At 57.1% G+C, this 12,838-nt stretch carries 14 protein-coding genes; 3 read left to right on the top strand and 11 right to left on the bottom strand.

The window, feature by feature from the left end:
- Window positions 1-352: 352 nt before the first annotated feature.
- The 7 genes from FHW17_RS24505 to FHW17_RS24475 form a co-directional block, all read right to left on the bottom strand.
- A complete protein-coding gene (locus tag FHW17_RS24505; protein ID WP_182511022.1) occupies window positions 353-532 on the bottom strand; it encodes a hypothetical protein in 180 nt (59 codons plus the stop codon).
- A gap of 79 nt (window positions 533-611) precedes the next feature.
- Entirely contained in the window at window positions 612-938 is a 327-nt protein-coding gene (locus tag FHW17_RS24500) for a DUF736 family protein (protein WP_182511021.1), read from the bottom strand.
- 994 nt (window positions 939-1,932) lie between these two features.
- Entirely contained in the window at window positions 1,933-2,454 is a 522-nt protein-coding gene (locus FHW17_RS24495; RefSeq protein ID WP_182511020.1) for a hypothetical protein, read from the bottom strand.
- 53 nt (window positions 2,455-2,507) lie between these two features.
- Window positions 2,508-4,043, bottom strand: coding sequence for a DUF4942 domain-containing protein (locus FHW17_RS24490; protein ID WP_182511019.1), 1,536 nt, complete (start codon window positions 4,041-4,043; stop codon window positions 2,508-2,510).
- Window positions 4,040-4,312 carry a hypothetical protein gene (locus tag FHW17_RS24485; protein ID WP_182511018.1) on the bottom strand — a complete coding sequence of 91 codons (273 nt, stop codon included), beginning with the start codon at window positions 4,310-4,312 and terminating at the stop codon, window positions 4,040-4,042. Before FHW17_RS24485 ends, FHW17_RS24490 begins: the two co-directional genes overlap by 4 nt.
- Window positions 4,306-4,827 carry a hypothetical protein gene (locus tag FHW17_RS24480; RefSeq protein WP_182511017.1) on the bottom strand — a complete coding sequence of 174 codons (522 nt, stop codon included), beginning with the start codon at window positions 4,825-4,827 and terminating at the stop codon, window positions 4,306-4,308. The genes FHW17_RS24485 and FHW17_RS24480 overlap by 7 nt, the downstream gene beginning before the upstream one ends.
- Window positions 4,828-4,890: 63 nt before the next feature.
- Complete coding sequence (locus tag FHW17_RS24475; protein ID WP_182511016.1) at window positions 4,891-5,760, bottom strand: DUF932 domain-containing protein; 870 nt, start codon at window positions 5,758-5,760, stop codon at window positions 4,891-4,893.
- Between the two features lie 466 nt (window positions 5,761-6,226).
- On the opposite strand from FHW17_RS24475, the gene FHW17_RS24470 reads away from it, so the two are divergent.
- Together FHW17_RS24470 and FHW17_RS24465 are read left to right on the top strand one after the other, a co-directional pair.
- Entirely contained in the window at window positions 6,227-6,502 is a 276-nt protein-coding gene (locus tag FHW17_RS24470; RefSeq protein WP_182511015.1) for a hypothetical protein, read from the top strand.
- The gene (locus FHW17_RS24465) at window positions 6,438-9,347 is read left to right on the top strand and encodes a Tn3 family transposase (RefSeq protein WP_182511014.1); all 2,910 of its coding nucleotides are present in this window, start codon (window positions 6,438-6,440) and stop codon (window positions 9,345-9,347) included. Before FHW17_RS24470 ends, FHW17_RS24465 begins: the two co-directional genes overlap by 65 nt.
- Window positions 9,348-9,545: 198 nt before the next feature.
- On the opposite strand, the gene FHW17_RS24460 is transcribed toward FHW17_RS24465, so the two are convergent.
- The 4 genes from FHW17_RS24460 to FHW17_RS24445 form a co-directional block, all read right to left on the bottom strand.
- Window positions 9,546-10,361, bottom strand: a complete 816-nt coding sequence (locus tag FHW17_RS24460; RefSeq protein ID WP_182511013.1) for an oxidoreductase — start codon at window positions 10,359-10,361, stop codon at window positions 9,546-9,548.
- A gap of 70 nt (window positions 10,362-10,431) precedes the next feature.
- Entirely contained in the window at window positions 10,432-10,905 is a 474-nt protein-coding gene (locus FHW17_RS24455) for an isoprenylcysteine carboxylmethyltransferase family protein (protein ID WP_182511012.1), read from the bottom strand.
- Between the two features lie 36 nt (window positions 10,906-10,941).
- Entirely contained in the window at window positions 10,942-11,322 is a 381-nt protein-coding gene (locus FHW17_RS24450) for an antibiotic biosynthesis monooxygenase family protein (protein WP_182511011.1), read from the bottom strand.
- Between the two features lie 55 nt (window positions 11,323-11,377).
- Window positions 11,378-12,271, bottom strand: a complete 894-nt coding sequence (locus tag FHW17_RS24445; RefSeq protein ID WP_182511010.1) for an NAD(P)/FAD-dependent oxidoreductase — start codon at window positions 12,269-12,271, stop codon at window positions 11,378-11,380.
- A 217-nt stretch (window positions 12,272-12,488) separates the two neighbouring features.
- Between FHW17_RS24445 and FHW17_RS24440 the strand changes: the two genes are divergently transcribed.
- A partial coding sequence (locus FHW17_RS24440) for a helix-turn-helix domain-containing protein (protein WP_182511009.1) occupies window positions 12,489-12,838 on the top strand: 350 nt, incomplete at its 3' end.

Raw genomic sequence — 12,838 nt, 5'->3', positions numbered from 1 at the left:
TTCGGTGCCGAAGGCATAGAGCGCGGCCGCTATGCGGTTCGCCAATATGGCCTTGCCAGAAAACTGGATTAATAGTGAAATCGGGTCACGAAGCAAAATGTCCAGGCGAACTGTCGATGAATGCTGATGACACCATAACCTGTCCGCGTTGCCGGCAAGGACTAGTGATCCCTGTCAAGGTGAAGCGCACCGGTGAAGTTATATATCTGTGCGAAGAATGCGAAGCAGTCTGGTTCTCACCCGACACGATTGACTATGCGACATTCAATTATTTCAATCTCTATATGGAGAGGTTGGGCTTACCCGACAGTTGGGCGGAACTCGAACGGATTCAACGATAGCCAATCATGCTTCAGATGGAGCAGGATCCGGCGCGGCAGAACATTTTCTTCATGGCGGCATCGGCTTCGGCCTGGCTGAGACGTTTTTGCGCTTCTTCGATCGTGGGGCAGTTGGAGCCGTAGGCTTCACGCGTGCGCAGATCCATGATCTGCCATCCGCCGTGTTTTGAAGGTTCGATCGTATAGGTCATGGCTCGTATCCTTTCGTTTTCCGCTCACACTTTCAACGGAAAAGAGCCGCTGGCGCGCGGCTCTCCCCCTGCTTTGATCTCAGTCCCAGGGGATTACGGCCATGAGAGTGCTGTCGTCCTGTCCGGGGTAGCGGCCGAGGTTGGCATTCAGCCTGTCATAGCCGGTGTTGACGGAGAGGGTGTAGTAGGTCGTGCCCTTGGTGACACTTGTCTTTTCCCAGATGCCGCCGATTTCGATCTTGCGCCCGCGGGGTGTCTTGGCGAAGAGCTTGAAGACCGGGGCCTTCGGGTTGTCGCTGTTAAGCTTCTCGCCAGTGATGTCGATGTCGAAGGCAACTGTGGCAATGTTTCCCGAAATTGTGCCGTTGTCGTTGATCTGGATGAAGTTTACGAGGGTGTCGGTCATCGCGTTTGCTCCTTTGTTCGCGTTGTCGATGGATACGTTAAAGGACCGGCAAAAGGCCGGGATGCACCCCAAGGGGTCCGCATGGACCCTGCAGGGGCCGGAACGCATGTGGAGGACGGCGGAGGACGAAGCGAGGCGATAGCTCGAGCGGATGATTTTGGAGGCGCAGCCGGCCGCGAGGAATTGGGCAATGCCCAAGGGGAAAATCATTCGGACCCGCCGTTGCCTGCCGGACAGCCGGGCCTAGTCATCCATTCAAAGACAACGCGCCGAACAAGGAGCTGGACGGCGTGAATTCGGCTTCCCTCACTTCATCCTGAACAATGAGGACAACACGGCACTATCGGCCATGATCATGCCATAGAGCCGTTTTGACATCGATGTCACGGGCAGCATCGGACAAATACAAGACGCAAAAACAGGACGTCATCAAATCCCGCCATGACATTGCGGGAATCGCAATCGGATAGGGAGCCGCATCCGGGATTATGAGCGTCAGGATGGGGACGGGTTACACCGCAGCTTCGCCTCACACCGGCTATGACAGGCTGACTGCCATTCCTCTCAATATCAGGCCATGGCAGAACACCACTCTCATAATGGCAATGATCTGCGTGATGACCCGAGCCTGCAGGCGGGAAGCGTGCAAGCGACTCTTTTCCGGTTTCTGAAGCGCGGAAAAGCAAAAGGCCCCGGAGATCCCTCCAGAGCCAGGTGCCGACCGGGAACCCCCAATCCAGCTGAGAGTATACATGGTTTCAGGTGATTTGTAACGCCCGGATAAACCCGAGCACAGAAGGCCGCTTCTCTGCAATGGAACCGGGAAAATCCACCGCGCCAGTTGGAAGTCACCAACAAGCGGGTGCCAGTCAACAAAAAGGGCGTGTTGGTCAACCAAAACACGCCAAAAGTCGCCAAGATTGCAAAGAAAGGGAAAGGGGAGCGCGAGGGGAAAGGAACCGTTTCCCCTCGCCCGGATATGACGGGAGAGACGTCAATCCGATAAAACGATGTTGCTTTGTCCCCGGTAGACCTCCACCAGCTGGTCATCGCTGAGGCCATTGAGAATGACGAGGCCGGGATTGCGCTTGATGAACAGCTGCCGTGCGGTCTCACCGTGCGCATATTGTACATCAAGCTTGTCAGGATCGAATTTGAAAGTAACCTGATCCGGGCCGATGATCCCGACGACCTTTTTGCGGCATGCAGCCTTGAGGGTTTTGAGAAGTGCGAAGCGGTCCACCTGTTCATTTGACCAGCTTTCCAAATCAGGCTGATAGGTCACCGGCTCGCCTTTGAGACTGTATCCGGTTTCTTGTCTTGGGAACGTGGCAAAATAGGCCTCGATGTCCCGGCGCGCAGTGTGATCGCGCCAATGCTGTTCATCGCAGCCACCATGCCCGCGATTGGCAACGTCGGCAACATGTTTGCCGTCCTTGTAGAGCTTGGCGCTGTAGGCATTGGTTTCGTCGCTGAGGGCGGCGTTATACTGGATGGATTTCAACTCGAGTTTCATGATGATTGCCTTTGAATGAATGGGGAGAAGTGCTGGAAAGGGACGCGACTGGTTCAACGGCCGTATCGGGTGCCGTTCTTCCAAACCTTGAGGAAAAACGTATTCACGTTGGTTCCGACTTCCGAGAATGAACCGGGTGGAAGATCCTCCCACTGCGCATTCATCTTTTGCATGAGCGCGCGGAATGCCGTTGATTTCTTCGTCTCGCGGAATTCCGTTCCAGCGGACATGATGGCGACGAGACGGCCGTCTTCCTTCAGGAATTTGAGCGCATGCATGACGTGATCAATGTCGCGTTCACGGTCGAACGGCGGGTTCATTACAACGAGGTCATAGAGCCCTGTTACATCAGGCGTCAGTTGCAGGAAGTCTTTTGTAAAGACGCGGTTGTAAATGCCCTCTTCCTGCAGAGCCTGTGCAAGACCGGGCTGGATTTCGACGCAATCGACGAGATTATCAAAACGGAACTGGTCAAGATAACGTTCACGTTCGTAGTTGCCCAGATCATCGATGGAACGAACACAGCGGCGAGCAAGATTGCCTGTGCCGGCCGACGGTTCAAGGATACGCAATTGCGGATGGTCCGCCCGCTGCAGGACGGAAATATTGCGAAACACTCTGTCACAGGCACCGTCAGGCGTCGGATAGAACCCGAAGCGTTTTGCCGGAACATTCTTGATATTGGCAAACGGATCTTCGTCGGCCTGTTGGCCGTCGGCGATGACTTCGCCATAATACTCGGCAAGTAGCTTATTGACCTTGACAACCAGGTCGGCCCGCTGAAACCACAAATGCGCATTGCCGTTCATAAAGCCGCGGATTTTGAAATATTCCGTTTCGACTTCGCTTTGACGTTTGCCATGACAATTCCGGCGGTCCATTTCGATAGCGTAGAGCGCTGAGGTGAATGCGGCTTCGTCGTGTCCATCGAGGACGGAAAAGACGCGCTCGATGTCGATCAAGGTGTCGCGGATACGGCCATAGTTCAGACTTCCCCATTCATTAAACACGCGTGTGAGGATCAGGCGCGAACCGATCTTGAAACCATCATGGGAGCGGAACCGCCGATCAAGCTTGGAAAAGGCATTGGCAATGCCGCGCCGGAATATCGTGTCGGCATCAAGGGCAAACTGTTCAAGGGTTGCCATGATGTTATCGACGGTAAGCGGCGGCATGCCTTTGGCGATTTCCTCCTCGTTGATCAGCTGGCCTGACCGGTCCACCCGATCAGGAATGTAGCGCATCTGGTTCTGCAGCTGGTCTTTTGCCTCGCTGTCCATCAAGCGCTGCAGATCGGTGCGTTCAACGATGTAGGACCATGCATCAAGATCGGTGAGGCGGCGGGCGGTGCGCAGATATTGCGTGCGTTCCGGCAACCGGACGGCTTTGCGGAATGCTTCTATCTCCTTGCCTTCCGCGTAATTGTAGGAATTGGTTCCCGGATGACAGTTGCTGGCCATGGCATGCGCCGCCTTGATGGCCTCGCTTGCTTCCTCGATCTTCGTATAGGCCACCTCATAGAGCGCTATTGCCTGATCGCGGTAGCGCACAATGTCTTCAATCGTGGCGCGGGGCATGAGCGCATTCATGACTGATCCCCCTCGCCCTGATGTTCCAGCATGTACCAGTTCTGATAAAGCCGCTCTTCCTGTCGTGCGAGGTCGGGACTGGTCCACTCATTGGGACCAATGCCCAGATAGTAATAAGGCCGTCTCCCCTGCCCGCAGATGATCAGATAGCAATCCTCTGCATAGGTGTAGCCGGGACGCTCGGTCCCATCTTCCGATGCGATGCCGAAATAAGGCGCAAGGTCTTTGATATATTGGCGCGTTGCGCGAAACTCGTCGAGGGTCAGCATGGCAGCACCTCCACGCTCAATCCCAGATGCTTTCTGACGTCGGCCGACACCGAAAAGTCTGGCAGGTAAAAGCCGGATGCGATGACATTGTGTTCAAAGAGCGCTCTGACGGCCGCAAGCGGGTTTCCTTGCGCAAGGGCCTTTTCGAGTTCCAAGAATTCCACAACGGAACCCCTCCCCGGCGCGGCAATAGAGCCGATATAGCCTTTCTCTTTCGACCATATCCACTGGCCGCCGGGATAGTAATCGCCAGCACCGTGCTCGACGTGGTAAGGTAATTCCAGTTCCTGCAAAACGGCCTCAACCGGTTCGGCCTCATCCGTGTAACATTCGTCAAACATGAACACGGGCGAAGTGCCTTTCTGGATGGCATCGGCAAATTCCAGCCTGTAATCACCTTCTGCGGTTTCATTGGTCATGCCCGCTTCGTCCAGCGCGGCGATGATGCGGGTAAGCTGTTCGACGGTTTCTATATGGCCATGAACGGCAAGTCTCAAATCGCAACGGTCTCCCATTGTCGTCTCTCCATAATCTGAAAAAAATCGGGGAAATGGGCGGCTTGCGCCGCCCGGGTTTATTCAGGCGGCAGCCTTGTGGCCCTTCAGCTCGGCCATGGTTTCGGCAAGCAGCCAGAGCGCCTTGTTGAGCCTGATATCCTGATCGATACCCGTCACGGCGCGGGTTCTCACCCGGCGGATGCGATTGCCTTCCACATCACGATAAGGACCACGCAAACCGCCACGGATCGCATTCTCCTGCGTCACGTTGAATACGCACCAGAGATCGTTGCCCTTGTCGTCGTGGCGGCGCGGGATAAGCAGTTGTTTCGGCTGAATCGGCGTTGCCGCCTCGCCTTCTTCATTGCCAAAACGGATAATGTGGGCGCTTTCGGCAAAGGCCAGTTGTTCATCCGGCAAAAGTTTGATCGTGCTCCAGTCCTGCGGCGCGGCAAGTGTCTTTTCGGCTTCCTCAAGAACGCGGTAGGTACCTTCAATGACCTTGGCGCCGACATCGCCGGAATGGCGGACTTTGACGCTGTCGATGGTGCCGGTCTGGGCAACCAGTGAGTTGAGACAGCGAACGCGGAACAGGCCAGCAAGCAATTCATAGGCGCTTGTTCCGTCATTGGCATTCTTCAGCAGGATTTCGCAGACCGTATCGCCCACATTGTAGACCTTGCCGTCATCGATACGGCGAAGGCGGATAAGGTGTTTTGTATGGTTGACCTTGCCCATATCCCTAGTTCCGGACTGCCTTGCTCCGACAGGCACAAATCCTTCTGAAGCCAGGGCCCGCAGAACGTCGATTGTCGGGATGGGCTGAAACCGTTCGGACCGGCTTTCATGGGCAACGGTTGCAAAGATGGACGGTGCAGCTTTGCGCAGTTCATCCTCGGTCATGGCGCGGGCCTGATGATCGAAACGGGCGGTATTGGTGTAAACGGTCATGACGGAACTCTCTCCTTTTCCGGGTGATCTCTTTCCTTTTTCAAGGAAGCGAGAGCGGGCCTCGCCTGCTCTCCTGACCGGCTGGCGAAGCCCGGAGATACGGGGTGGCAAACGCAAAAATCAGGAGGGGTCTCCCCATCCGAAGCCCGAGGGGATGAGGACAAGGCCGGAACGGCTGCAGGTCTGCACGCAGTGAAGCGCAGCGGAATGCAGGAAGATTGGGGAAGCCTGATTTTTCGATTGCGAGGGGAAAGAGGCAGAGCCTCTTTTGTCCCCTGCCCCTGATGCAAACAATGCGCGGCCGCCATGACGGCCGCTCTGCATCGATCAGGTCCGAGGCGAAACCGCGTAACCCGATGAACGCTGTAGGTTAGCCGAGGACCTGTCTTTAGGGCGACAACGCCGCATATTGTACGGCTGCCGATAAGGACATATCCTGTCCCGGCTAAACTGGGCAGGAGATTGAATGAACGATCCGCAGGAAATGGCCGAACAGACGAAACTGGCCAAATATCTCGTGCACCAGTCGCTGCCGCTTGCGATTACGACATCAGGGCCCAGTCGGCCCGAAGCTGCGATTTTGGCCAACTCGAAGAACGTTGTGGGAACATGGCTTGCGGGATTGACCAGGAAAGCGCCTGTTCGTGACATTGCGCTCCAATTTGAGGGGTGTTGCAATGAGTACGGGTATTTCGAGTTCGGATTTCGTCGGTCAATGGAGCCTGAGCTTTGCCGACATTGATTTCATCAATTCCAAACCGGCAGCGACAAGGCTCGGTCTGGCCGCGCAATTGAAGTTCTTCAGCACACGCGGCTTTTTCTCCGACGATGGCACGGCGGTCCCAAATGACGCAGCCGAATATCTGTCCGAACAGCTCGGCGTCAGTGCCGATGAACTGTCCGGTTATGATTTCGGCGGACGAACGGCCCGGCGGCACTGCGCCGAGATTTTGCAGTATCTCGGTTTTCGCCGCTTGAGGCGTGTGGACAGGGAAGCACTATCTTTCTGGATCGTCGATGAACTCTGCCCGTCCGGGCGATCCGTCAGCGCCATGCTTGAAGCCGTGTTCCTCTGGTGCCGAGATCGCAATATCTATGGCCCGTCGGCCAAGGAACTGGAGCGGCTGGTCCGCTCACAACGCCAGCAATATCTGGATGGTTGGCTTCAAGAGGTGAGCGCCGCGCTTCCCGCCGAAACTGTGGCATCGATGGAAAGCTCCATTGCTGACGCGGATGGACCGACCGGCTTCAACGCGATGAAGGCCGACGCAGGCCGAGCAACGCTGGACAACATTCTGGAAGTAACCGAGCGGCTGGCATTCATCCGAGAGCTCGATCTTCCCCGAAAGCTTCTCTCGAACATCAACCCAACCTGGATTGAGCAGATCGTTCGCCGCGTTTCCGGCGAAAAGGCCTCGGAGATGCGCCGCCACACGGAGGCTCGCCAGCTTGCGCTTTATGCGGTGTATCTGATGGCACGGGAAACGGCGATCACCGATGCCATGGTCGATCTTCTGGTTGAGACGGTACACAAGATCGGGACCCGGTCGAAGCGGAAGGTAATCGGCGATATCGCCAAGGACGTCGAACGGGTCTATGGCAAGGAACGCCTGCTTGTCGATATTGCCACGGCATCAATTGACGATCCCGACGGTCGCATATGCGATGTCATCTTTCCAGTCGCCGGCAAGGAAAAGCTGGCAGCGATCATCAAGGAAAGCAATGCCAAGGGCGCGCTCGACCGCCGCATTTACACGGTGATGCGCAATTCATGGGCCAATCATTATCGTCGGATGCTGCCGAGCCTGCTTTCCGTACTGGAATTCCGGTCGAATAATGTGGTTTGGCGACCGGTTTTGTCTGCCCTCGACTGGATCAGAGCGAGGCTGGACGACGGGTGCCGGTTCGTACTGGAACAGGATGTGCCGATAGACGGCGTGATCCCGGCGAAATGGCGTAGTTCGGTCATCGACGGAAACGGCCGCGTCAACCGCATCAGCTATGAACTCTGCGTGCTGACCCAATTGCGGGAGTGCATCCGCTCCAAGGAAATCTGGGTTGTCGGTGCTGACCGCTACAGAAATCCCGACGACGATCTGCCGAAGGATTTTGCAGTTCGGCGCTCGTCCTATTATGCCCGGCTGAACCTGACGCAGAATGCCCGTGAATTTGTGGCGTTGGTTCGCAAGGAGCTGGAGCAGGAGTTGTTGCTCCTGAACGAAACGATCCCGCGAAGCGAGAAGGTGAGAATCCTCTGGCGCGGGGAAAACCGGATTTCGATCACGCCGTTCAAGCCATCCCCCGAGCCGAAAGGACTGGCAGCCATCAAAACGGAGATTGGCCAGCGCTGGCCGATGACCGGTCTCCTTGATGTTTTGAAGGAAGCCGCGCTCGACACGGGGCTTCTTGACGCTTTCAAAACTTCGGCGTCCCGTGTTGCGCTGTCAAAGGCAGCCCTGGATCAACGATTGCTTCTTTGCCTCTATGGTCTCGGCACCAATGCTGGTCTGAAGCGGGTAGCCGGTGCCACCGCCGATGTCAGCTATGAGGAGCTTTTGCATGTACATCGCCGCTTTATTGACGCGGGCACTTTGCGGGAAGCATGCGCTCGGGTCGCCAATGCTACGCTTGCAATTCGCAACGCGGCGGTCTGGGCTGACGCTGGAACGGCCTGCGCCTCGGATTCCACAAAATTCGGAGCCTGGGACCGCAATCTGATGACCGAATGGCATGCTCGCTATGGTGGGCGCGGCGTCATGATCTACTGGCATGTCGAAAAACGGGCCACATGTGTCTATTCACAACTCAAACGCTGCTCATCGTCGGAAGTCGCCTCGATGATCGAGGGCGTTCTGCGCCATTGCACCGATCTGGAAATCCAGCGGCAATATGTTGACAGCCACGGTCAAAGCGCCGTTGGCTTTGCCTTTTGTCGGTTGCTCGGATTTGAACTGGCCCCACGCCTGAAGGCCATTGCCCGGCAGAAGCTGGCGCTACCGGACGCTGCCTTCAAGGCAAGATTGCCGAACCTGCTTCCAATCCTTTCCAATCCGATCAATTGGGAGGAGATAGAGCAGCAATATGACGAGATGGTCAAATATGCCGCCGCCATGCAGACGCGCACGGCCGATCCAGAGGCAATCCTGCGCCGCTTCGCGCGAGCGGAAGTGATGCATCCGACCTACAAGGCGCTCAGCGAACTCGGTCGCGCGGTCAAGACGATCTTTCTATGCCGCTATCTGCGCCAGGAAGCCTTCCGCCGGGAGATCAACGAAGGGCTCAACGTCGTAGAAAACTGGAACAGCGCCAACGGCTTTGTGTTCTTCGGCAAGGGCGGCGAAATGGCGACCAACCGCATTGACGAGCAAGAAGTTTCGGCGCTGGCATTGCATCTTCTGCAAGCGTCGCTCGTTTATGTGAACACGCGCATGCTGCAAACGGTGCTCGCAGAACCGGCTTGGGAAGCCCGAATGACGCCTGACGACTATCGAGGGCTCACGCCGCTGATCTATGCCCACGTCAATCCATACGGACGGTTCGATCTTGATCTCGACAGCCGGATAGATTTCGGCAAAACCGCCGCGTGAGTAGCGGCGCAGAAATGCGCGATGCAAAACTCAAGCGTAAAATTCCAACTTCTGTTGGGATTTTTGCGAAAGCTACGGAGTAGGCTGACTTTGGTCACGGTACTGACGTCGGCCTGTGGGAGCGGTGCGCTACTCGGCCACCGAGGCGATCTGTTCCACGATCGCCTCGGGGGCCGATGTGGCGGATGTTAACTGCGGTCAGACCGGCAGTCCGAACCGCTGCCGTAGACTCTTGTCGAATAGGGACGCGGGGACGAAACGGCGCAGGAGACTAATCTGACGCGCTGTTTTCCCAGCCGCATAGCGCCTCTTCGGAACCGGATCGGTCGCAGCCGTCAATACGGTCTGCGCTACCACCTCGGGCGCATCGCCATTCTCCATCTCTTTCCGTACCGCTTTATTCATGACTGCGCGCTCCGTGTTATAGATATCCAACACAGTATCCGGCTTCGCGAGATTCTCTTCGAAGGACGTTCGGGTATAGGCGGGTTCGATCAACGAGACACGAATTCCGAACGGGCGGAGTTCATGGTCGAGCGACTCGGAATAGCCTTCAACGGCATGTTTGGTCGACGAATAAAGCGCGAAATAAGGACCCGGGATGAGCCCTTGCACCGAACTCACATTAACGATTCTACCTCTCCCCTGACCACGCATGGTCGGCAGCACCGCCCTGGTCATGCGCAGGACGCCAAAGACATTCACGTCGAACAGCGCCTGCGCCTGGGCCGTCGAGGACTCCTCCGCGGCGCCGAGCAGGCCCATCCCGGCATTGTTGACGAGCAGGTCAATGCGTCCAGCCTCGGCAAGTACCCGTTCGACGACGTTCGCCACGGACTCATCGTCGGTAACGTCACAGGTCAGCATAGTAAAACCGTCGGATCGCCCCGGCGCGGCGCGGCGGCTGGTTCCGAACACTCGAAAGCCGGCATTCTGCAAGGCTTTGGCGGTGGCGAGACCGATGCCGGAGGATGCGCCGGTCACCAGGGCGACGCCAGGATTAGTCGTATTCATGAGGATCACTGCCTTTTACTCAATTGGTTTTGGTTTATCAGAAGGCCCGCAGACGGCCGCGGCGGAACGGTCAGAGCCAGCGTCGAACTTCCGTTTTATAGCGGCGGTAGTCGTCGCCGAACTTCCTTTCTAGATAGCGCTCCTCGCGGGCGATCACCTGTGTCTGAATTATGATCAGCACTAACGGGAGAAAGCCTAATGCGATCGGCCTGTCGAAGCCGATCGCAAGGCCGGCATAGATGAGCGCCATTGCTAGATACATAGGATTGCGGGTCCACCGAAAGGGACCTGTCGTTACGATGAGTGTCGTCGGTCGCGTCGGTGGAGCGTTGGTGCCGAGCCGCCTGAACAGCCCTGCTGCCGCAAGCATCACCGCAGCGCCAGCGACGAACAGCAGCGCGCCTGTCACGGCCAGCAACCGCCAGTCGATTCCGAAAGTGCGCAGAACGACGAAACGCTCCGCTGCTAGTCCCAGCAGCAGCCCTCCCAGATAGATCAGGGGCGGAGGGAAGCGCACACCCGCGCTGTCAGTTTCGACGGCCATACTCTTCCTTCCGATCTTCGCTGTAATCAGCCTCGTTCAGGCTGTGCAAAAGCCGGGGACGGCGACCTTCTGGAACAGGTGCGGTCTGGCTTCGACCGATGACGGATATGCTGGAAGTTTCGCGAGGAACGCGGGATCAGTGAAGGCGGGGCGGACCGCCTCGGTGGATTCCCACACCACATAGTTCAGGTAAGTCGGGCTATCGCCGATCGCTCGATGCAGTTGCATGGAAATGAAGCCCGGTGCCTTTGTTATGACCTCGGCAGCCGCCTTGAAAGCATCTAGGAAGCCCGCTTCGTCGGCGGGATCGACGACTGTGAAGAGGTTGATGAGCACGAGGGGCGCGGCCTCGATATTGAGTTGGCGGCCAAACGGAAATTTCTCGTCGAGAGGTATGAATGGTTTTGCAGCGGCCATGGTGGCGCTCCTGTTTATCGTGAAATTGAGCTAGGGTGATCGATGCTGCTTCCACTCAAGTGAGCATCGACTGCTGAGCGAAGATACCGGCCATCGCGCCTTGCCATGTTGCCGTAGTGACCGAGGGGATGCCGGGGTTGGCAAGGTCACCGGCGGCGTAGATGCCGGGCGTGCTGGTTTCGCGGCGCTCGTCGGTCTTGAGGGCGATACCCGTTGGCGTATTGACCGTGGCGAGGCCCAGGGTTTCGTGCAGGCTTGCCGATGGCTTGTTGCGCGGATGCGCGAATAGAATATCGACCGCGACATCGGGGCCGGTATCGATCTTGATGGTGGCGCCATGGCTCCCGTGACGGGCGATCCCGGTGATCCGCCCATCAATGACAGGTACCTTTCGGCCTGCCAGATCGGCCCGGATGTCGGGTGCGATGTCGTGGACATCAGCGAAGACCGTCAAATTGTCGGTCCAGTCGCGAAACAGCCTGACCTGGTTCATCGACTGCGGACCCGACCAGACAAGGCCCCAATGCTGGTCGGCAACTTCAAAGCCGTCGCAATAGGGGCATGGGATGACAGATGTGCCCCAGTTGTCGGCATAGCCCGGAACATCAGGCATCTGATCAACAACGCCGTAGCTCAGGATCACGCGGCGCGCGCTCAGGGTTTCACCATCGCCAGTGAGGACGGAGAAATTGTCGATGGCACCAGAGATGCCGTCGGCGCGGGCATTGACCATTTTGATAGCAGGGTAGCGCGCGAGTTGCTGCCGCGCCTCGGCCAGGATTGAGGACGGTGGCTTGTCATCGTGGCCGAGCATACCGTGCGAACGGCCGGCGAAGCGATTGCGCGGCAGGCCGGTATCGAGGACGGTGACTTTCCGGCGGGCACGGCCGAGTTGCAGAGCGGCGGCGAGGCCAGCAAAGCTGCCGCCGATGATAACGACATCATTCATGGTGTTAGGCTCCGAATTGGGGATAGAGGGGGCTGGATTAGACTTTCCGGTGGCCTCAGCAGGAGGGATTCCAATAGTGGAAATTGCGGCCAGCTTCAGCAGAGTTCGTCGTTGCATGGCACCCTCGTGGTTTGAGTTCACTATTCGGCTTGCATATTTCAGATACTTGATGGTATCGTAAGTTCAAATAACGATACTGTCAAGGATCGAAATAGCCATGAGTGAAAATATCCAGAGCCGACGCGGCCGGCCCGCCAACGAGGCGCTTGGTCAAACGATCGTCGATGCCGCGTGCGAACTGTTTGAGGAACTGGGATTTCATGCGGCGACATTGGACAAGGTCGCCCAGCGCGCGAAGATATCCAAGCTCAGCATCTACAAGCACTTCGAGAACAAGGAGGCGCTGTTTGGCGCGGCCTTTGCGGCCCGATGCCAGCAGTTAATGCCGCAGAAACTTTTTGAAGGCGTCGATGGTTCAGCCGAAGATCAGTTGATGGCGGCGGGATCGTCACTGCTTCGCTCGCTTCTGCGCCCCGACGTCCGCAATGTCGAAGCCATGGTCATGGC

The sequence above is a fragment of the Phyllobacterium sp. P30BS-XVII genome (genome assembly GCF_014138335.1).
GTDB classification, from domain to species: Bacteria; Pseudomonadota; Alphaproteobacteria; order Rhizobiales; family Rhizobiaceae; genus Phyllobacterium; species Phyllobacterium meliloti.
Note: the sequence above shows the minus strand (reverse complement) of the source record. Positions and strands in the feature narration are given on the sequence as shown.

Coding starts and splice junctions, on each gene's coding strand:
- FHW17_RS24505 (WP_182511022.1), bottom strand. CDS start 532: ATGACCTATACGATCGAACCTTCAAAACACGGCGGATGGCAGATCATG.
- FHW17_RS24500 (WP_182511021.1), bottom strand. CDS start 938: ATGACCGACACCCTCGTAAACTTCATCCAGATCAACGACAACGGCACA.
- FHW17_RS24495 (WP_182511020.1), bottom strand. CDS start 2,454: ATGAAACTCGAGTTGAAATCCATCCAGTATAACGCCGCCCTCAGCGAC.
- FHW17_RS24490 (WP_182511019.1), bottom strand. CDS start 4,043: ATGAATGCGCTCATGCCCCGCGCCACGATTGAAGACATTGTGCGCTAC.
- FHW17_RS24485 (WP_182511018.1), bottom strand. CDS start 4,312: ATGCTGACCCTCGACGAGTTTCGCGCAACGCGCCAATATATCAAAGAC.
- FHW17_RS24480 (WP_182511017.1), bottom strand. CDS start 4,827: ATGGGAGACCGTTGCGATTTGAGACTTGCCGTTCATGGCCATATAGAA.
- FHW17_RS24475 (WP_182511016.1), bottom strand. CDS start 5,760: ATGACCGTTTACACCAATACCGCCCGTTTCGATCATCAGGCCCGCGCC.
- FHW17_RS24470 (WP_182511015.1), top strand. CDS start 6,227: ATGAACGATCCGCAGGAAATGGCCGAACAGACGAAACTGGCCAAATAT.
- FHW17_RS24465 (WP_182511014.1), top strand. CDS start 6,438: ATGAGTACGGGTATTTCGAGTTCGGATTTCGTCGGTCAATGGAGCCTG.
- FHW17_RS24460 (WP_182511013.1), bottom strand. CDS start 10,361: ATGAATACGACTAATCCTGGCGTCGCCCTGGTGACCGGCGCATCCTCC.
- FHW17_RS24455 (WP_182511012.1), bottom strand. CDS start 10,905: ATGGCCGTCGAAACTGACAGCGCGGGTGTGCGCTTCCCTCCGCCCCTG.
- FHW17_RS24450 (WP_182511011.1), bottom strand. CDS start 11,322: ATGGCCGCTGCAAAACCATTCATACCTCTCGACGAGAAATTTCCGTTT.
- FHW17_RS24445 (WP_182511010.1), bottom strand. CDS start 12,271: ATGAATGATGTCGTTATCATCGGCGGCAGCTTTGCTGGCCTCGCCGCC.